This window comes from Kitasatospora sp. MMS16-BH015 (assembly GCF_002943525.1).
GTDB lineage: Bacteria > Actinomycetota > Actinomycetes > Streptomycetales > Streptomycetaceae > Kitasatospora.
Window position 1 is genome coordinate 4,928,664 of the sequence record NZ_CP025394.1, and the last position, 18,466, is coordinate 4,947,129.

Here is an 18,466-nt window from a genome sequence, read left to right on the forward strand (position 1 = left end):
TCCTCCGGTGGTCGAGGGGCGGGGTCGGCCCGGCGGGCGGCCGCGGCGCCGGGTCAGAAGAGGGCGCCGCCGGCGATGGTGCCGTGCGCCTGCACCTCGGGCTCGACCTCGTCGAGCTTGGCCTTGATGTCGAGCAGCAGGGCGAGTTCGTCCTCGCCGAGGCCGGCCAGCACCTCCAGTTGCTCGGGGGTGAGGGCGTCCACGGGGAAGCCTGCGGCGGCCAGTACGGCGACGGTCCGGGGGTCGGGTGCGGTCATGGCTCTGGCGTCCTCTCGGGTGGAGTCGGGTGGGCTGGGTGGCGGGCGAGACGGGCGAAGAGGTCGGTGGCGGCCTGGGCGGTGTGCAGCGCGCTCACCGCGACGGCGCTCTCCTGGGCCTCGTCCAGGGGCAACCGGTCGAGGAACTCGGCCAGTTCGGCGCTGTGCTCGGTGTCGAGCCCGGCGTGGTGGCTGACGGTCTGGAAGGCGGCGCCGGGCAGCCCGGTGTCGGCCGCCAGCCGCTCGGCCAGCCAGGGGGCGGGGGCGTTGGATTCGAGCACGGTGATGTACCCGAGCAGCGCCACCGGGTGGTAGTGCTCGATCCAGTAGTACTGCGGGCCGACCAACCGGGCCACCACCGGCGGTGGTTGGCGGCGCAGCGGGGTGCCCGGGTCGAGCCCGGCGGCGGCCAGATCGGCCAGCAGCCAGTCGTCGTGGCCGCGTTCCTCCAGGATGTGCCGCTCCAGGTACTCGGCCAGCGGCCGGGCCACCGGGTCGGCGGAGCCGCGCCGGTGGCACCGGCGGGCGGCCAGCTCCATCAGCGGCACCGAGGCCCGGATCACCTCGTGCATGGTGGCCAGGTACCGCCCGTACCGCTCGGTGAGCCCCTCGGGGCGCCAGAGTTCGGCCATCGCGGTGTTGAGCCCCGGTGCGGCGAAGGAGAGTTTGAGCCGCAGCGCGGCGCTCCGGCTGAGCCCGCTCACCTGGCGCCCCCGACCGGCTCGCCCACCGCGAGGCCGTCCGGGCCGGATTCCCCTACCCCGTGAACGAGTTCGGCGTAGCGCGGGCTGCCGAAGCGGCGGACCAGGGCGGCCGGGCCGGCGGCGCGGCCGGTGCGGGTGGCGTGCAGGTCGAGCAGGGCGCCGACCGGGCCGCGGCCGGCGCGTTCGGTGGCGGCCAGCACCTCGGGGTGGGCCGGCAGGGCGCGGCAGCCGGCGCAGTAGCCGGTGCAGTCGGCGGGGTCGCCGTAGCGGGCGTAGAGGTGGCCGGGGCCGACGGCGCGCAGCATCCGCAGGGCGGGGGAGTCGAGGGCCCGCCGGCGGACGGTCGGCCAGTCGTCCCGGTCGATGGTGCCGAGCAGCAGGTGGGGCGGGGCCGGGCGGCGGTCCACGGTGTCCTGGTTGCAGCAGGCGAGCACGGCGCCGTCGGGCGCGACCACCGGCCAGGCGGCCATCGCGCAGGGCAGCGGCCGCCCGTCCGGGGCGGGGGTGCGGCCGGCCTCGGCCCAGGCGGCGGCCCGGCCGACGGAGCGGAGCTCGTTGACCAGCATCGGGCAGTCGGCGCCGAAGGCGCGCCGTACGTCGGCGGTCAGCCCGGCCAGGTACGGGTCCTCGGGGCCGCTGCCGGTGGCGTGCAGGCTGATCGGCACGCCCGCGTCGAGGATCTCCCGCAGCGCGCGGAACACCTCGGCGCGCGGCACCTCGCGCTCGTGGAAGACGTCGATGCTGGCGGAGAAGTGGTCCAGGGCGCGGACGGCGGCCCGGATGCCGGCCGGGATGCGGGGCTGCCGGGCGAAGTACATGCCGCTGAGCAGGGCCGTGCGGGTGCCGGCCGCCCGGGCGGTGGTGGCGAGCGCGGCGGCCAGTGCGGGCCGCAGCAGCGGCTCGCCGCCGGTCAGCAGCATCAGCTCGGGGCGGTCATCGGGCCCGAACGAGCCGACGAAGCGCAGCAGTTCGGCACTGCCGGGCTGACCACCGCGCATGGTGGAGGAGGTCGAGCAGTGCGCGCAGCTGAGCGGGCAGCGCTCGGTCAGGGTGACCAGCAGCCCGGCTCCCGGGCTCGGGCGCAGTCCCACCAGTTCGGCCAGCTCCACGGCACTCCCACCTCCTCCCGCGCTGCGGCCCGTCTCTTCGGCCCGTCCCGTCACGCTGCGTACGTCCCGTACCCGTCCCGCGCCGCGCCCGGGCGGTGTCCCGGCGTCCAGACTCCCGGCGCCGAGTACGCGGCCGGTATGGCGGACGGCCGGGAGTGGTACATCCGCAGGTCAGCGCGGGTGCCGACGGCGGCGCGGCCGGACTGTGTCAAGTCGGGAGGCGCTGCGGAACCCCCGCTGACCTGCGAGTTCGCCGGGCCGGTACCGGGCCCGAACCGATTTGGGGTCGGCGCTTCCTAGCTTTCTCGGTGTCGGCGGGAGTCACCGCCGAAGCGTCGACACTCGTGAAGGAGATCACCATGGCTGAGAACACCGAGCCCACCCGGTCCGAGGACGTCGAGGTCGTCGCCCACAGCGGCGAGGAGACCCCGTGGTGCATCGGCAACTCGGGCAACACCAACTTCGACGGTGCCGAGGTCGTCGCGCACAGCGGTGACGAGACCCCGTGGTGCATCGGCAACTCGGGCAACACCAACCTGGACGAGCCCGAGGTCGTCGCCCACAGCGACGAGGAGACCCCGTGGTGTATCGGCAACTCCGGTAACACCAACTGACCTTGGACAGCCAACGGGGCCTGCCGCGCGAGCGGTGGGCCCCGTCCCCGCTCCACCCCAGACCCCGCTCCACCCCAGACCCCGCCGCACCACCTCCCCGCCGAACCACCTCTGGAGGCACCCGTGTCCGCAACGCAGCCCGCGCCCGAGGCCGGCCGCAGCCGTCTGATCAAGGCGGAGAGCGGCGGCTGGTGGTTCCTGGGTGACGGCGGCTTCGCCAAGCTGCGCGCCGCCCAGGTCACGCCCGAGGGCGAACTCTCGGCGGGCGCCCGGCAGTTCCTGCGCGAGCGCGGCCTGTACGACAAGAAGCCGTACTCCTCGTACTCGCTCACCGTGCTCACCTCCACCGACTGCAACCTGGGCTGCGGCTACTGCTTCCAGAACACCGGCCAGGACGAGAAGGGCGGCCACCGCCCGCCCCGGATCAAGCACGCCCGGCTGACCTCGGAGACCATCACCGAGGTGCTCGACTTCACCCGCGAGCGGATGGCGGCGGCCGAGCTGCACCGCCTCTCGCTGATGCTGTTCGGCGGCGAGCCGCTGCTCAACCCGCGCGGGGCCCGCGAACTGCTGCGCCGGGCCGCCGAGTTGGGCCAGCTGGACGCCTCCATGGTGTCCAACGGCACGCTGCTCACCCCGCTCATCGCCAAGGAGCTGAACGCGGCCGGCCTCGGCTCGATCCAGATCACCTTCGACGGCGACCAGGCCGAGCACGACGCGATCCGGATCAAGCGCTCGGGCGGCGGCACCTTCGACCTGATCGTCCACAACGTGGCCAAGGCGATGGCCACCACCTCGCTCCGCTGGCACCTGCGGATCAACGTCTCGCACCACAACCGGCACGGCATGGACGCCCTGGTCGAGCGGCTGGCCGAGCGGCTCGACGTCTCCCGCTGCGGCATCCAGTTCGCGCTGATCGGTGACGTGGGCGTGGGCTACCGCAACGACCTCGCCTACGGCGGTTCGCTGGCCGGGGAGTTCACCCGCTGGCACGCCCGCGCGCTGGAGCTCGGCTTCGCCGTCTCCCGCCCCAAGCCCAACACCGGCTGCCAGGCCTGCTCGTTCAAGAACGGGCAGTACGGCGCCGTGATCAACGCCGACGGCGTGCTCTCCAGCTGCTGGGAGACGGCCGGGCAGCCCGGCTGGGAGGTCGGCTCGCTGGCCGAGGGCTACCGCTCCGAGGAGGAGACCGAAGGCCGCTGGATCACCTGCTACGACCAGTACCGGTACGACGAGGAGGAGGCCGCCCGGCTGGCCGCCTTCCAGGACGAGGTGGACGCGGCCCTGCTCGACCGCCTGAACGCCGCCGGCCGGCTCTGAGCCCCACCCGCCCCGCACAACCCCCAACCAGCCCTCACCCCCAACCAGCCTTCACCGCCGGGCGGCCCGAGAACCCCCGGCCCGTCCCGGAGGTGGACCGATGGCCGAACCCGGCGTGCTCCGCACCAACCGCGCCTTCCGGAGACTCTGGGTGGGGTCGGCGCTCTCCACGCTCGGCTCCCAGATCTCCCTGATCGCCTTCCCGCTGCTGGTGCTCGGCCTCGGCGGTGGCGCCGCCCAGGCCGGTCTGGTGGCCTCCTGCTCGCTGGTCACCCGGATGGTGCTGCGGCTGCCCGGCGGGCAGCTGGCCGACCGGTACGACCGGCGCAGGCTGATGATCGGCGCCGACCTGGTCCGGCTGGCCACCGTGGGCACCATCCCGGTGGCCGCCGGACTCGGCGTGCTGCACTACCCGCAGCTGCTCGCGGTGGCCGTGGTCGAGGGCGCCGCCACGGCCGTGTTCGCCCCGGCCTCCACCACGGCGGTGCGGGACGTGGTGCCCGACGGGCAGCTGGCCGCCGCGCTGGCCAAGGACCAGTCCGCGATGGCCGCCGCCGGGCTGATCGGCCCCTTCCTGGGCGGCTGGCTCTACACGGTGGACAGGATCCTGCCGTTCGCGGTGGACGCCGGCTCCTACGCCGTCTCGGTGGTGCTGCTGGCCGCCACCGCCACCCGCCCCCGCCCGGCCGCCGGGGCCGCCGCCCGGGACAACCGGGTCACGGCCGGGGTGCGCTGGCTGGCCGGGCAGCCCTCGCTGCTGCGCCTGCTGGTCTTCGTCGCGCTGCTCAACCTGGTCGGCTCGGCCGCCGAGGTGGCCATGGTGGTGACCCTGCGGGACACCGGCTCCGGCGGGTCCTCGATCGGTCTGGTGATGGCCTGTGCCGGGGTCGGCGCGGTGATCGGCTCGCTGGCCGCGCCCCGGGTGATGAGGCTCTTCACCGCCGGGCAGCTCTTCCTGGTGATCGGGGTGGTCTGGGCCGGCGGCCTGGCCGCCTTCGCGGCCACCCAGCGCCCGTGGATCGTCGGCCCGCTGCTGGTGGTGCTCGTCCTGCTCACCCCGCCCGCCGGGATCGTGATCGGGCAGGCCGTGCTGAGCCGTTCGCCGCGCGAGCTGCTGGGCCGGGTCTCCACCGCCGTCGACCTGCTGCTGGCCGGGCTGGCCGCGCTCGGCCCGATCCTCACCGGCCTCGCGCTCCAGGGCCTGGGCATCGCCCCCACCTGGCTGGTGCTGGCCGGGCTGGTCGGCGCGGCCACCCTGGTGGCCGCCCTCCCGATGCTGCGCGACGGCTCGCTGGCCGCCGCCCCCGAGGCGGCCCCCGAAGCCGCCGCCGTCTGAGCCGCTCGAAGACCGAGGAGCCGACCCGCCGTGCTGACCTACGAGCTGTCGTACCCGCCCGCGCCCCGCGCGGAGCTGACCGAGGAGCTGCACGGCCACCTGGTGGCCGACCCGTACCGGGCCCTGGAGGAGGCCGGCTCGCCGACCACCAAGGCCTGGTCGGCGGCCCAGGACGAGCTCTTCCGGGCGGCCCGGGCCGGCTGGGCCGGGCTCGGCGCATTCGACGCCCGGGTGCGGCAGCTGCTCGCCACCGGGATGAGCACGGCCCCGCTGGTGCACGGCGACCGGGCGTTCAACCTGCGCCAGCGCCCCGACCAGGACCAGCCGGCCCTGTACGTGGCCGAGGGCGGCCGGGACCGGGTGCTCTTCGACCCGGCCGTCTTCGACCCGAGCGGGGCGAGCCTGCTGGAGGAGTGGTCGGTGGCCCCGGCCGGTGACCGGGTCGCGGTGCAGACCTCCAGCGGCGGCACCGAGGACTCCGAGCTGCGGGTGCTCTGCGTGGCCACCGGCGCGGTGCTGGACGGCCCGATCGACCGGGTCCGCCGCTCCACCCTGGCCTGGCTGCCGGACGGTTCGGGCTTCTACTACGTGCGCCGGCTGCCGCCCGAGCTGCACCCCGGCGAGGAGCGCTACCACCGCCGGGTCTGGCTGCACCTGGTGGACACCGACCCGGCCGAGGACACCCTGGTCTTCGGCGAGGGCCGGCCCGCCGAGCAGCACTACGCGGTGGCCACCGACGGCCGCCTGCTCACCGTCACCGCCACCGCCGGAGCCTCGCCGCGCACCGACGTGTACGCCGCCGTGCTGGCCGAGGGCCCCCTGGACCGGCCGGCGCTGCGGCCGGTCCAGGAGGGCGTGGACGCGGCCACCACCGCGCGCCCGTACGGCGGCGTGCTCCACCTGGCCACCTGCCGGGACGCCCCGCGCGGCCGGCTGGAGCTGGCCGACCCGGTCACCGGCGAGCGCCGGGTGCTGCTGCCCGAGCACCCCGAGGCGGTGCTGGAGGACTTCGCCGTCCTGGACGGCCCCGAGCTGCCCCGCCCGCTGCTGCTGGCCACCTACACCCGGCACGCGATCAGCGAGATCACCGTGCACTGCGCCCGCACCGGCGAGCCCCTCGGCGAGGTCGAGCTGCCGGGTGCGGGCACCGTCGGCCCGCTGCGCCCGCGCCGGGGGCCTTTCGAAGCGGCCGGCGGGAGCGGCGCCCACGAGCTCTGGTTCGCCTACGCCGACCACGTGACCCCCTCCCGCGCGCTGCACTACGACGCCCGCACCGGCCGCACCACCCCCTGGGCCGCCCCCGCGGGCAGCCCGCGCACCACGGTGCGGGTGCGCCAGGTGGTGTACCCGGGCCTGGACGGCACCCCGGTGCGGATGTTCGTGATCTCCCCGACCGGCACCCCTGACCGCCCCCGGCCCACCGTGATCACCGGCTACGGCGGCTTCGGCGCCCGGATGGTGCCGGGCTACGCGGCCCAGGCGGTGGCCTGGGCCGAGGCCGGCGGGGTGTACGTGTTCGCCTGCCTGCGCGGCGGCGGCGAGGAGGGCGAGGGCTGGCACCGGGCCGGCCGGCGCGAACACAAGCAGCGCACCTTCGACGACCTGCACGCCGCCGCCGACTGGCTCACCGCCGAGGGCTGGGCCTCCGGCATCGGCCTGGTCGGCAGCTCCAACGGCGGACTCACCGTGGGCGCCGCACTCACCCAGCGCCCCGAGCGGTACGCGGCCGTGGTCTGCGTGGCCCCGCTGCTCGACATGGTGCGCTACGAGCACTCCGGCCTCGGCCCCAGCTGGCGCGACGAGTACGGCAGCGCCGCCGAACCGGCCGAGCTGGCCTGGCTGTTGGCCTACTCCCCGTACCACGCGGTGCGGCCCGGCACGGTGTATCCGGCGGTGCTGTTCGGCGTCGCGGACGGCGACACCCGGGTCGATCCGCTGCACGCCCGCAAGATGTGCGCGGCGCTCCAGCACGCCGGAGCCCCGGGGAGCGGCCCGGTGCTGCTCCGCCAGGAGACCGGGGTGGGCCACGGGCTGCGCGGGGTGGACGCGACGGCGGCGCTGCTCGCCGATCAGCTGGCCTTCCTCGCCGATCGACTCGGTATTTGACAGGAAGTCACCAATTCGCTTGCGGAGTCTCTGATCCGGCCCGACGGATCGTCGGCTCCGCGGGCTTTCGTCCGATTTGTGGAGCCGGGTCTGTTGCTGCATGCAGCTTGCTGCAGCCCGCCCTCCCTTGGCTGCGGCCTGGCCGGACGGCAGGCTTCAGGAGTCGGGCCGACCCCGTCCACGCCGGTCGTCCCAGGGCCCGACACTCCAGGCCACAGCCCGTTCCAGGGGGAACAGATGAAGCGCGTCCGTGCAGCCGTCGCCGTCCTCGTGAGTGCCTTCGCCCTCGCTGCCCTGCCCGCCGCGGCCGCCCACGCGGACGCCTCCGGCGGCACCGGTACCGCCGGTACTTCCAGCACCGCCAACCCCGGTGGTACCGACGGCACCCCGGACGGCCACTCGAACCCGCAGGACACCGCCTGGGGCCACTGAGCGCCGCCCCGAATCCTCAGCCGACCGTGGCCCCCGCCGCCGAACTCCCCCTCGCCGACCTCCCGTCGGCCGACCGGCCCCGCGCCGGCCGGCCCTCGGTCGAGCAGGTCCTCCCCGGCCTGACCCCCGGCGAACGGGCCTGTGCCACAAGGGCGTTACTGGCCGGCCTGGCCATCGGTGCGGCGGCCGCCCTGCTCCTCCCGGCGGCCCTGCTCGGCCTGCGGGCCGCCCGCCACCGCGTCCACCTCCGCCGGGCCCGCGAGGTCCTGGCCGAGCAGCGCCTCCCCGGCTGGCCCTGACCCCGGGCCGGTCGGCCCGCGCCCCCACCGGGGCCGAACGGCACCCGACCCGGCGTTCAGAACCCTGATCCGAAGGGCGTGTTGAGATGCTGGATCACCGTGACCCGGCCCAGGCCGTCGTCCACCACCGCGAGCCCTCGCCCCACCTTGACTCCCCACTTCACCGTTTTGACACCCCGGTGCAGCACGGTGCCCGTCCCTACGACGGCCCGCGGTTCGAGCCCCAGCCGTACGAGTCGGCGCGCCACGACGCCCCACCGCGCCGGGACCCCCGGGTGGCCTTCCCCGCCCCGCACGGATCGGCCTTGCACGGATCGGCCTCGCACGGATCGGCCTCGCACGGGCCGGTCCAGCAGGCGCTCGGCTTCCGGGTGCTCGGTGAGCTCTCGGTCGAGCTCGGCGGCCGGCCGCTGCCGCTCGGCCCGGTCCGTCAGCGGCTGGTGCTCGGCCTGCTGCTCTGCCGCCCGAACGCGACCGTCTCCACCGACCTGCTGACAGAGGCCGTCTGGGGCGAGGAGCCGCCCCGCTCGGCCCGGAAGAACCTCCAGGCGTACGTCTGCTCGCTGCGCAAGCTGCTGGCCCTGGCCGGCGGCCCCGGCCGGCTGCTCCACCAGCCGGCCGGCTACCTGCTGCGGGTCGAGCCGGGCGAGCTCGACCTGCTGCGCTTCGAGGAGCTCACCAGAGCCGGCCGGCAGGCGGCCCGGCTCGGTGCCGGGGCGCACGCGGCCCGGCTGCTGCGCGAGGCGCTGGAGCTGTGGAGCGGCCCGCTGCTGGCCGATCTGGGGCAGAGCGAGGTGGTGCGACAGGAGGCGGTCCGGCATGCGGCCCGCCGGGTGGCCGTCCAGGAGGACTGGGCGGAGAACGAGTTGGAGCTCGGCCATGCCCCACTGGTGGCCGACGCGTTGGCCGAGGCGGCCCGCGAGCACCCGATGCGCGAGCGGCTCTGCGCGGCCCGGATGACGGCCCTGCACCGCTCGGGCCGGCAGAGCGAGGCGCTGGCCGCCTACGACGACCTGCGCCAACTGCTCTCCCGCCAGCTCGGCCTGCAGCCCGGCGCGGCCCTCGCACAGCTCTACCGCTCGATCCTGGACGGCCGCGCCGAGGGCGGCGACCGGACACCCCGCCGGGTCGAGCGCCCGCGCACCGTGCTGCCCGCCGACCTGCCGGACTTCACCGGCCGTCGCGATCAACTCGTCGAGCTGTGCACGGCGTTGACCGGCCCGGGCCGCACCGTGGTGTTGAGCGGACCGGTCGGTGTGGGCAAGACCGCGCTGGCCGAGCACGCGGTGCACGCGCTGGAGCGGGAGTACCCGGACGGCCGGCTCACCGTCCGGCTCCGCCGGGCCGACGGCTCGCCCCGGCACCCCGGCTCGGTGCTGGCCGAACTCTGCCGGGCCACCGGCCTGTTGGGGGAGGTGCCGGAGGACGAGGAGGAGGCCGCCGCACTCTGGCGGTCCTGGCTGGCCGACCGCCGGGCGCTGGTGCTGCTGGACGACGTCCCGGACGAGGCCAGTGTCCGCCAGCTGCTGCCGGGGGCCGGCTCGGCCTCGGTGCTGATCACCAGCCGGGGCCGGCTGGCCGGGCTCGGCCCGCTGCACCGGCTCGAACTCGGCCCGTACCTCCCGGCGGAGGCGGTCGAGCTGCTGGGCCGGCTGGTCGGCCCCGAGCGGGTGGCCGCGGACCGGGCGGCGGCCGAGCGGATCGTCTGCGCGATCGGCCTGCTGCCGCTGGCCGTCCGGGTGGTGGGCACCAAGCTGGCCGTGCTGCGTCAGCTGACCCTGGCCGAGTACGCCGCCCGGCTGGAGCAGAGCCCCTCTCTGCTGGACGAGTTGGCGGCGGGCGACCTGGCGGTGCGCTCCCGACTGGCCGGCTGGTGGGCCGAACTGCCCGAGCCGGCCCGCTCGGTGGTCCGCTCGCTGGGCCGGCTGCCCGGCCCGCTGTTCACCCTGGCCGAGGCCACGGCGGTGCTCGGCTGCGGCGACCAGTCGGCTCGGCGGGTGCTGGAGGGCCTGATCGAGGACTCGGTGCTGAGTTGTCCGATCGCCGAGCTGGCGGAGGTTTCGGCGCACACCGCGCTGTACGAACTTCCGCTGCTGGCCCAGGTGTACGCACGCGAACAGGCCGACCAGGCCGGGGCTCCGGAGCCGGTCTGACCCGTCAATTCGCCCATGTCCAACGGTGGTTGTTTCGCCCGCGTACCGCGCGCGTGACGTTACCTGACATGTTTCTGCTAGTCAGGTAAAGGGATAGTCGAATCTTCGGCCGACCCATTGTTGACCTGCCCATGCCTGGCTAGCGTCAGCGGCGGCTCACAGCGGCACCGGACGGTCTGATCACCCGTCAGTCGCCCGCCCCTGCCCGGCCGTCCCACCGTGCCGCACCCGGCCCGGACCGGCCGTCCCCCACTCGCTCCGCGGTTTACCCAGCCACAGGAGGCAGTCCACCGTGCGTACCCCCACCCTGTCCGCCGCCACCCGCCGCAGCGCCATGGCACTCGCGGGCACCGCCGCACTCGCCGTCTCGACCCTCGCCATGGCGATGCCGGCCGGCGCGAGCACCACCCCCACCGTGTACTCCAAGGGCGGCACGTCCTGGGTCCGGGCCTGCGACACGCTGGCCAAGGGCGACACCATGGCCTGCAACGCGCTGAAGGTCACCAACACGGTGCAGAAGGTCCACGCACTCGGCCTGACCCCCAACGCCACCCCCTCGGGCCTGGGCCCGAGCGACCTGCTGAGCGCCTACAAGCTCGCCGCCAACGGCGGCGCCGGCCAGACGATCGCCATCGTCGACGCCTACAACGACCCGAACGCCGCGGCCGACATGGCCGTCTACCGGGCCCAGTACGGCCTCCCGGCCTGCACCGTGGCCAGCGGCTGCTTCAAGCAGGTCAGCCAGACCGGCTCCTCCACCCTGCCGGCCAACAACACCGGCTGGGCGGGCGAGATCTCCCTCGACCTCGACATGGTCTCGGCGATCGCCCCGAACGCCCACATCATCCTGGTCGAGGCCAAGACCGCCTCGATGGCCAACCTCGGCACCGCGGTCAACGAGGCCGTCAAGCTGGGCGCCAAGTTCGTCTCCAACAGCTACGGCGGCGGCGAGTCCTCCAGCGACAGCAGCTACGACACCACGTACTTCAACCACCCGGGAGTCGCGATCACCGTCTCGGCCGGTGACTCCGCCTACGGCGCCCAGTACCCCGCTGCCTCGAAGTACGTCACCTCGGTGGGCGGCACCGCCCTGAAGCGCGACTCGAGCGCCCGTGGCTGGAACGAGTCGGTCTGGTACACCAACTCCACCGAGGGCACCGGCTCCGGCTGCTCGGCCTACGACGCCAAGCCCACCTGGCAGAAGGACAGCGGCTGCGCCAAGCGCACCATATCGGACGTCTCGGCCGTGGCCGACCCGGCCACCGGCGTCGCGGTCTACCAGACCTACGGCGGCTCCGGCTGGGCCGTGTACGGCGGCACCTCCGCCTCCTCCCCGATTATCGCCTCGGTCTACGCGCTGGCGGGCACCCCGTCGGCGGGCAGCTACCCGGCCTCCTTCCCGTACGCCCACACGGCCTCGCTGTACGACGTGACCACGGGCTCCAACGGCTCCTGCTCGCCGACCTACCTCTGCACCGCGGGCGCCGGCTACGACGGCCCGACCGGCCTCGGCACCCCGAACGGCACCGCCGCCTTCTCCGGCTGACCCCACCTCGGCCCCGAGCGGCCTCCCGGCCCCACCCGGGCTGACCACGCACGGCCCTGACCGATCCGAAACGGCACCCCCACGCCGAGTCGGCCCGGTCAGGGCCTTCCCCGTCCCCGGCCCCATCCCACCCTCGTTCAGCCCCACCGGCCCCCGCCGCCACCCCCTCACCCGTCCGCCCCTCCCACTTGCCGCCCGTCCCTCCCGCCGGTTGCCACCGTCCGCCCGTCGCCCCCTCCCCACTCCTCCCCTCACCCGTTCGCCCCTCCCGGTCGCCGCCCGTCCCTCCCCGCCGGAGGCTGGTGGCGTCCTGTGACCGAGCGAGGAGCGGAGCAGCCGTGGTCAGCGTGGCGGAACAGATGGTGGAGGTGCTCCGGCAGGCCGGGGTGGAGCGGGTCTACGGGGTGGTGGGGGACAGCCTCAACCCCGTGGTGGACGCGATCCGGCGGGCCGAGGGCATCTCCTGGGTGCACGTGCGCAACGAGGAAGCCGGGGCCTTCGCGGCCGCCGCCGAGGCGGAGCTCACCGGCTCGCTGGCCGTCTGCGCGGGGTCCTGCGGGCCCGGCAACACCCACCTGATCCAGGGCCTCTACGACGCCCACCGCTCCGGTCTGCCGGTGCTCGCCCTGGCCTCGCACATCCCCTCCGCCCAGATCGGCACCGGCTTCTTCCAGGAGACGCACCCGGACCGGGTCTTCACCGACTGCAGCGGCTTCTGCGAGATGGTGAGCACCCCGGCCCAGCTGCCCCGCCTGCTCCGGGTGGCCGTGCAGCACGCCCTGGGCGCCCGCGGCGTCTCCGTGCTGGTCTTCCCCGGTGACGTGGCTGCGCTCCCGGCGGCCGGCCCGACCGGCACCGGCGGGTTCCTGACCGAGCTGGCCGTGCCCGCCCCGCCCTGGGGCCAGGTGCAGGCGCTGGCCGCCGCGCTGAACGAGGCCCGCAGCGTGACGCTGTTCTGCGGCGCGGGGGTGCGCGGCGCGCATGCCGAGGTGATGGAGCTGGCCGGCCGCCTGCAGGCGCCGGTCGGGCACTCGCTGCGCGGCAAGGAGTGGATCCAGTACGACAACCCGTACGACGTCGGGATGAGCGGCCTGCTGGGCTACGGCGCCTGCCACGAGGCGCTGCACGAGGCCGAGTTGGTGCTGCTGCTGGGCACCGACTTCCCGTACGACAGCTTCCTCCCGCAGGCCCGCACCATCCAGGTCGACCACGACGCGACCCGGCTCGGCCGCCGCACCCCGCTCGAACTCGCCGTGCACGGCGACGTGTCGGCGACCCTGCGGGCGGTGCTGCCGCTGCTCGAACAGAAGGCGGACCGGGCCTTCCTGGATTCGCTGCTGGCCCGGCACTGCAAGGCGCTGGAGCAGGTGGTCGGCGCCTACACCCGCGACATCGCCAAGCACCTGCCGATCCACCCCGAGTACGTGGCCGCCGTGCTGGACGAACTGGCGGCGGAGGACGCGGTGTTCACCGTGGACACCGGGATGTGCAACGTCTGGGCGGCCCGCTACCTCACCCCGAACGGGCGCCGCCGGGTGATCGGGTCCTTCCTGCACGGCTCGATGGCCAACGCCCTGCCGCACGCGATCGGCGCCCAACTCGCCTGCCCGGGGCGGCAGGTGGTCTCGATGTCGGGCGACGGTGGGCTCGGCATGCTGATGGGTGAGCTGCTCACGGTGGCCAAGCACCGGCTGCCGGTGAAGACCGTGGTCTTCAACAACGGCGCGCTCGGCATGATCAAGCTGGAGATGCTGGTCAGCGGCTACCCCGAGACGGAGACCGACAACGGCGACGTGGACTACGCCGCGATCGCCCGCGCGGCCGGCATCCCGGCCAAGCGGGTCACCGAGCCGGCCCTGCTGCGCGAGACCCTCGCCGAGGCGCTGGAGCGCCCGGGCCCGGCCCTGGTGGACGTGGTCACCGACCCGAACGCGCTCTCCATCCCGCCGCACATCACCGCCGCCCAGCTGCGCGGCTTCGCCCTGGCGGCCGGCCGCACCGTGCTCTCCGGCGGCGTGGGCAAGATGATCGACCTGGCCCGCAGCAATCTCCGCAACATCCCCAGGCCCTGAAGCCAGGCCCTGAAGCCAGGCCCTGAACGGGCCCCCGGGGAGGCAATTTGCCTCTGAGGCAAAATTCTTGCCCCTGGGGCATAGCGGGTGTGGACTGGACCCATGAGTGAGGACCAAGAGGTCGAGGGCCTCGGCGCCAGGCTGCGGGAGCACCGGCTGAGCAGCAGGTACACCCTGGAGACGGCCGCGGCGCGGGTCGGGCTGTCCCCAGCGTACTTGTCGCGGCTGGAGACCGGCCAGCGGCAGCCCTCGCTGCCCGTCCTGCTGGGCCTCGCCCGGACCTACGGCACCAGTGTGGCCGGGCTGCTCGGCGAGACGCCGGGCGAGGCCGACCCGGTGGTCCGGGGCGGGGCGATCGAGCCCGGCCTCGCGGGCGGCTGGGGCTACCGGCGGGCCGGGGCACCCGGCCGGGCCATGCAGGCCCTGCACGTCCAGGTGCCGCCCTCGCTCCAGGACGCGGTCGTCCGCGTGCACCCGGGCGAGGAGTGGCTCTACGTGACCAGGGGACGGCTGCGGCTGACCCTCGGCGAGCGCACCCACCTGTTGGAGGAGGGCGACTCGGCCCACTTCGACTCGCTCACCCCGCACTGCATCGCCGCCGATTCGGCGTCCGGTGTCGAACTGCTCTTCCTGCACACCCTGCTCCAGAGCCCCGGCGGCGAACTCTGCCTCGGCGGCCCCCACCGATAGGGAGGAACGTCATCATGACCCAGGAGACCATCGCCCCGGCCGGCCCGCTCACCACCGACGCCGGGCGCCGCACCGACAACCGGGTGTGGATCCGGGCCGCCATCTACATCGGCGCCACCCACTTCTTCGCCGGCTTCGTGATCCTGCTGTTCGAGCTCGGTTCGCGGAAGTAGCGACGCTGGGTCAGCCTGAAGAAGCGTCAGCGGATCTTCCGCCTGTCCCGACGCCTTCAGCGCCCGAGGAGCGCCCATGCACCCGTTCCGCACCGCTTCCCCCGCCCGCGCCTTGGTGGCCGGTGCCACCACCACCCTGCTGCTCGCCCTGGGCGGCCTGGCCGCCCTCCCCGGCACCGCCGGCGCGGCCACCCTCGCAAAGGCCACCCCCGCAAAGGCCACCCCCGCAAAGGCCGCCGACACCAGGGCCGCGCCCGCCAAGTTCGCCCCCGAGTCCGCCCCCGGATTCACCCCGGTGACGCTCCACCCGGCGCTCACCCCGGCGCTCAGCCCCTGCACCGCCGCCGGCTGTACCGGGGAGGACCCGTCCGGCACCAACTGCGCCGACGACGCCACCACCGTGGCCTCCTTCTCGGGCGCGTCCGTCCGGGTGGAGCTGCGGTACAGCCGGGGCTGCCAGTCCGCCTGGGCCCGGGCCACCTCCGCCCCGGCCGGCCAGGTGCTCTACGTGGAGAACGCCAAGGGCACCCGCCGCCAGGTCAGCATCCGCAACGGGCGGACCAGCGTCTGGACGGCGATGGTCGACTCCTCCGTCCGCACCCGGGCCTGCCTCGGCCCGCTGAACAGCGACGCGGTCACCTGCACCTCCTGGGGCTGACCGGCCCGGTGCGCCGCCTTAGGCCGGTCGGCCTCAGAGCGTGAGCAGCCGGCAGAGGGCGTCCACCGCCCCCGCGAAGGCGTGCTCGGGCGGCGTCCCGTACCCGATCACCAGGGCCGGCGGACGCTCCTCCGCCGGCCCCGCGGCGGCCGCCCGGCAGCCCGAGGCCGCGTTCACGGAGAGCCCCAACCAGCCGGCCTGGGCGAGCAGTTCGCGCTCGCTGAGGCCGCCCGGCGGCAGCTGCAGCACCGCGTGCAGCCCGGCCGCCAGGCCGGTCACCCGGACCTGCGGGGCCCGCTCCGCGAGGGTGGTGAGCAGCAGGTCGCGGCGGCGACGGTAGTGCTGGCGGCAGCGGCGGACGTGCCGGTCCAGGCCGCCCGACGTGATGAACTCCGCCATGGTGAGCTGCTCGAAGACGCCCGAGTGGCCGTCCGCCAGGTACTTCTGCCGGGTCACCGGCTCGACCAGCTCGGCGGGCAGTACCAGCCAGCCGAGCCGCAGGCCCGGGGCCAGGCTCTTGCTGGCGGTGCCCACGTAGGCGACCAGCTCCGGATCGAGGGCCTGGAGCGCGCCCACCGGCTGGCGGTCGTAGCGGAGTTCGCCGTCGTAGTCGTCCTCGACCACCAGCCCGCCGCTCTGCCGGGCCCACTCCACGGCCGCCGCCCGGCGGGCCGGGTGCAGCGCCACCCCGGTGGGGAACTGGTGGGCGGGGGTGAGCGTGACCAGGCCGACCCCGGTCGGGCCGAGCAGGTCGGTGCGGGCGCCGGAGGCGTCCAGCGGGAGCGTGACGGCCGTCAACCCGCCGGTCTCGACCAGGTGTTGCTGCTGCGGGAGGCCGTACTCCTCGATCGCGGCCCGCCGAACCCCGCGCTCGTGCAGGGTGCGGCAGAGCAGGCCGACGGCCTGGGTGTAGCCGGTGCAGACCACGATCCGCTCCGGATCGGTCCGCACGCCCCGGACCCGGGCCAGGTAGTCGGCGAGGGCCCGCCGCAGCTCGATCCGGCCGCGCGGGTCGGAGTAGCCGAGCGCCTCGTTCGGGGCGGCGGCCAGCGCGCGGCGGGCGGCGGCCAGCCAGGCGGTGCGGGGGAAGAGGCCGAGGTCGGGGCGGCCGGGGGTGAAGTCGTAGCGGGCGGCGGGGGCGCGCTGCGGCAGGCCGGGGGTGGCCACCGGGGCGGGGGCGCCCCGCTCGGCGACCACCGTGCCGGAGCCCTGGCGGGCCGTCAGCCAGCCCTCGGCGGTCAGCTGGGCGTACGCCTCGGCGACGGTGTTGCGGGCGATCCCGAGGTCGGCGGCGAGCGAGCGGGAGGGCGGCAGCCGGGTGCCGGGAGCCAGCCGGCCATCCCGGACGGAGCCGCGCAGCGCGTCCTCCAGGGCCGCCCGCAGGCCCAGGCCCCGGGCCCGGCCGGTGGTGAGGTCCAGGTGGAGGTCGGCGCCGCTGGGTGTGCCCGCAGGCCAGGAGTCCATGGGGCCAGTCCATCACATCCGACCATCGCACCGGCCGGAATTGGCCCAGGAAAACAGGCGGGAAATGCACCAAACAGTCGGGCCGCATCCCTCCTAGAGTTCTTCTCATGACGACGAACGAGAACAGCAACGAGACCTACGCCCCCGCCCCCGAGCAGCGCTTCTCGATGCCGGACCAGGCCCCCGAGTGGTACCGCGCGATGATCGACCTGGACCGCGTCTCCCGGGGCAGCGTCGACCCGGTGCTCGGCGAGCTGGTCCGCACCCGCGCCTCGCAGATCAACGGCTGCGCCTTCTGCCTCGACATGCACACCGTGGACGCCCGCAAGAACGGCGAGCAGGAGCACCGCCTGCACACCCTGGCGGCCTGGCGGGAGACCCCGTACTTCACGGTCAAGGAGCGCGCCGCCCTCGCGCTGACCGAGGCCGTCACCCTGGTCACCACCGGCCACGTGCCGGACGAGGTCTACCAGGAGGCAGCCAAGCACTTCGAGCCCCAGGAGCTCGCCCACCTGATCGCCATCATCATCACCATCAACGCCTGGAACCGGATCGCCATCACCACCCGGCTCAGCCCGGCACCCAAGCGGGGCTGAGCACCCGTCAGGATCGACCCGGGCCGGTCGGACCCCCGGCCCGGCTGCCCTTCGCCCGCACTCTCCCGACAGGCTGTCCTTCATGACGAATCAGCACGAAAAGGCCCGTCTCCTCCACGAGTTGCACCGACCGGGTACCCCGCTGGTGCTCGCCAACGTCTGGGACGCGGCGAGCGCCCGGCTGGTCGCCGAGGCCGGGGCGCCGGGCATCGCCACCGCGAGCGCGAGCGTCTGCTGGACGCTCGGCGCGCGGGACGGCGGCGGGGCGGACGGCGGCGGGCTCGACCGCGACCGGGCGATCGCGCAGACCGCGCTCATCGCCTCGGCCGTCGACCTGCCGGTGACGGCCGACCTGGAGGACGGCCTGGCCGCCACCGCCGAGGGGGTGGCCGAGACGGTCACCGCGCTGCTCGCCACCGGCGCGGTCGGGGTCAACCTGGAGGACGCGGCGCCGGAGGGCGGCCTGCGTCCGCTGGCCGAGGCCACGGCCCGGATCGCGGCGGCCCGCGCGGCGGCCGAGCGCGCGGGGGTGGAGCTCTTCCTGAACGCCCGCACCGACCTCTACCTGCAGGGAGTGGGCGAGCCCGAGCAGCGGCTCGACCTGGCCGTGGAGCGGGCGCTGGCCTTCGTCGAGGCGGGCGCGAGCGGCGTCTTCCTGCCGGGCCTGGGCGAGTTGACCCTGATCGCGGCCTTCGTGAAGGCCGTGCCGGTGCCGGTCAACGTGTTGGGCTTCCCCGGCGGCCCGAGCCTGGCCGAGCTGGCCTCGGCGGGCGTGGCCCGGGTCAGCTTCGGCCCGGGCCTGGCCAAGGTGGCCTACGCGGCCGTCGACCGCGCGGCCCGTGAGCTCTACACCGGGGGCGGTTACGGCGGCCTGGAGGGCGGCCTGGACTACGGCCGGCTGAACGGCCTCTTCCTGGCCTGACGGACAGTCGGCAGG

At 74.9% G+C, this 18,466-nt stretch carries 18 protein-coding genes; 14 read left to right on the forward strand and 4 right to left on the reverse strand.

What is annotated here, in order from left to right; translation table 11 throughout:
• Positions 1 to 53: 53 nt before the first annotated feature.
• The 3 genes from CFP65_RS21365 to CFP65_RS21375 all read right to left on the reverse strand — a co-directional run bounded on the left by CFP65_RS21365 (position 54) and on the right by CFP65_RS21375 (position 2,070).
• A complete protein-coding gene (locus CFP65_RS21365) occupies positions 54 to 257 on the reverse strand; it encodes an aroma-sacti cluster domain-containing protein (RefSeq protein ID WP_104817693.1) in 204 nt (67 codons plus the stop codon).
• Entirely contained in the window at positions 254 to 889 is a 636-nt protein-coding gene (locus tag CFP65_RS21370; RefSeq protein ID WP_104821023.1) for an iron-containing redox enzyme family protein, read from the reverse strand. The genes CFP65_RS21365 and CFP65_RS21370 overlap by 4 nt, the downstream gene beginning before the upstream one ends.
• Before the next feature lie 68 nt (positions 890 to 957).
• Positions 958 to 2,070 (reverse strand): radical SAM protein, encoded by a 1,113-nt coding sequence (locus CFP65_RS21375; RefSeq protein ID WP_104817694.1) that lies wholly within the window; start codon positions 2,068 to 2,070, stop codon positions 958 to 960.
• A 359-nt stretch (positions 2,071 to 2,429) separates the two neighbouring features.
• On the opposite strand from CFP65_RS21375, the gene CFP65_RS21380 reads away from it, so the two are divergent.
• The 12 genes from CFP65_RS21380 to CFP65_RS42160 all read left to right on the forward strand — a co-directional run bounded on the left by CFP65_RS21380 (position 2,430) and on the right by CFP65_RS42160 (position 15,469).
• Complete coding sequence (locus CFP65_RS21380) at positions 2,430 to 2,684, forward strand: hypothetical protein (RefSeq protein WP_158702299.1); 255 nt, start codon at positions 2,430 to 2,432, stop codon at positions 2,682 to 2,684.
• 123 nt (positions 2,685 to 2,807) lie between these two features.
• Positions 2,808 to 4,004 carry a radical SAM protein gene (locus CFP65_RS21385; RefSeq protein WP_104817696.1) on the forward strand — a complete coding sequence of 399 codons (1,197 nt, stop codon included), beginning with the start codon at positions 2,808 to 2,810 and terminating at the stop codon, positions 4,002 to 4,004.
• A gap of 100 nt (positions 4,005 to 4,104) precedes the next feature.
• Entirely contained in the window at positions 4,105 to 5,340 is a 1,236-nt protein-coding gene (locus CFP65_RS21390) for an MFS transporter (protein ID WP_104817697.1), read from the forward strand.
• 30 nt (positions 5,341 to 5,370) lie between these two features.
• Positions 5,371 to 7,446 (forward strand): prolyl oligopeptidase family protein, encoded by a 2,076-nt coding sequence (locus CFP65_RS21395; RefSeq protein ID WP_104817698.1) that lies wholly within the window; start codon positions 5,371 to 5,373, stop codon positions 7,444 to 7,446.
• Between the two features lie 237 nt (positions 7,447 to 7,683).
• Positions 7,684 to 7,878, forward strand: coding sequence for a hypothetical protein (locus tag CFP65_RS21400; RefSeq protein ID WP_104817699.1), 195 nt, complete (start codon positions 7,684 to 7,686; stop codon positions 7,876 to 7,878).
• Positions 7,879 to 7,904: 26 nt separating this feature from the next.
• Positions 7,905 to 8,177 carry a hypothetical protein gene (locus CFP65_RS21405; RefSeq protein WP_104817700.1) on the forward strand — a complete coding sequence of 91 codons (273 nt, stop codon included), beginning with the start codon at positions 7,905 to 7,907 and terminating at the stop codon, positions 8,175 to 8,177.
• A gap of 86 nt (positions 8,178 to 8,263) precedes the next feature.
• On the forward strand, positions 8,264 to 10,330 hold the full coding sequence (locus CFP65_RS21410; protein ID WP_104817701.1) for an AfsR/SARP family transcriptional regulator: 2,067 nt from the start codon (positions 8,264 to 8,266) through the stop codon (positions 10,328 to 10,330).
• A gap of 334 nt (positions 10,331 to 10,664) precedes the next feature.
• Entirely contained in the window at positions 10,665 to 11,876 is a 1,212-nt protein-coding gene (locus tag CFP65_RS21415; RefSeq protein ID WP_104821024.1) for a peptidase S8, read from the forward strand.
• A gap of 359 nt (positions 11,877 to 12,235) precedes the next feature.
• Complete coding sequence (locus CFP65_RS21420) at positions 12,236 to 13,948, forward strand: pyruvate dehydrogenase (protein ID WP_104821025.1); 1,713 nt, start codon at positions 12,236 to 12,238, stop codon at positions 13,946 to 13,948.
• A gap of 102 nt (positions 13,949 to 14,050) precedes the next feature.
• Positions 14,051 to 14,638 (forward strand): helix-turn-helix domain-containing protein, encoded by a 588-nt coding sequence (locus CFP65_RS21425; protein WP_104817702.1) that lies wholly within the window; start codon positions 14,051 to 14,053, stop codon positions 14,636 to 14,638.
• Between the two features lie 14 nt (positions 14,639 to 14,652).
• The gene (locus CFP65_RS21430) at positions 14,653 to 14,811 is read left to right on the forward strand and encodes a DUF6126 family protein (RefSeq protein WP_104817703.1); all 159 of its coding nucleotides are present in this window, start codon (positions 14,653 to 14,655) and stop codon (positions 14,809 to 14,811) included.
• A 76-nt stretch (positions 14,812 to 14,887) separates the two neighbouring features.
• Entirely contained in the window at positions 14,888 to 15,469 is a 582-nt protein-coding gene (locus CFP65_RS42160; protein WP_104817704.1) for a DUF2690 domain-containing protein, read from the forward strand.
• A 33-nt stretch (positions 15,470 to 15,502) separates the two neighbouring features.
• On the opposite strand, the gene CFP65_RS21440 is transcribed toward CFP65_RS42160, so the two are convergent.
• Positions 15,503 to 16,933 carry a PLP-dependent aminotransferase family protein gene (locus tag CFP65_RS21440; RefSeq protein WP_104817705.1) on the reverse strand — a complete coding sequence of 477 codons (1,431 nt, stop codon included), beginning with the start codon at positions 16,931 to 16,933 and terminating at the stop codon, positions 15,503 to 15,505.
• Between the two features lie 107 nt (positions 16,934 to 17,040).
• On the opposite strand from CFP65_RS21440, the gene CFP65_RS21445 reads away from it, so the two are divergent.
• Together CFP65_RS21445 and CFP65_RS21450 are read left to right on the forward strand one after the other, a co-directional pair.
• Positions 17,041 to 17,529, forward strand: coding sequence for a carboxymuconolactone decarboxylase family protein (locus tag CFP65_RS21445; protein WP_104817706.1), 489 nt, complete (start codon positions 17,041 to 17,043; stop codon positions 17,527 to 17,529).
• Between the two features lie 82 nt (positions 17,530 to 17,611).
• On the forward strand, positions 17,612 to 18,451 hold the full coding sequence (locus CFP65_RS21450) for an isocitrate lyase/phosphoenolpyruvate mutase family protein (protein WP_104817707.1): 840 nt from the start codon (positions 17,612 to 17,614) through the stop codon (positions 18,449 to 18,451).
• The last annotated feature ends 15 nt before the right edge of the window (positions 18,452 to 18,466 follow it).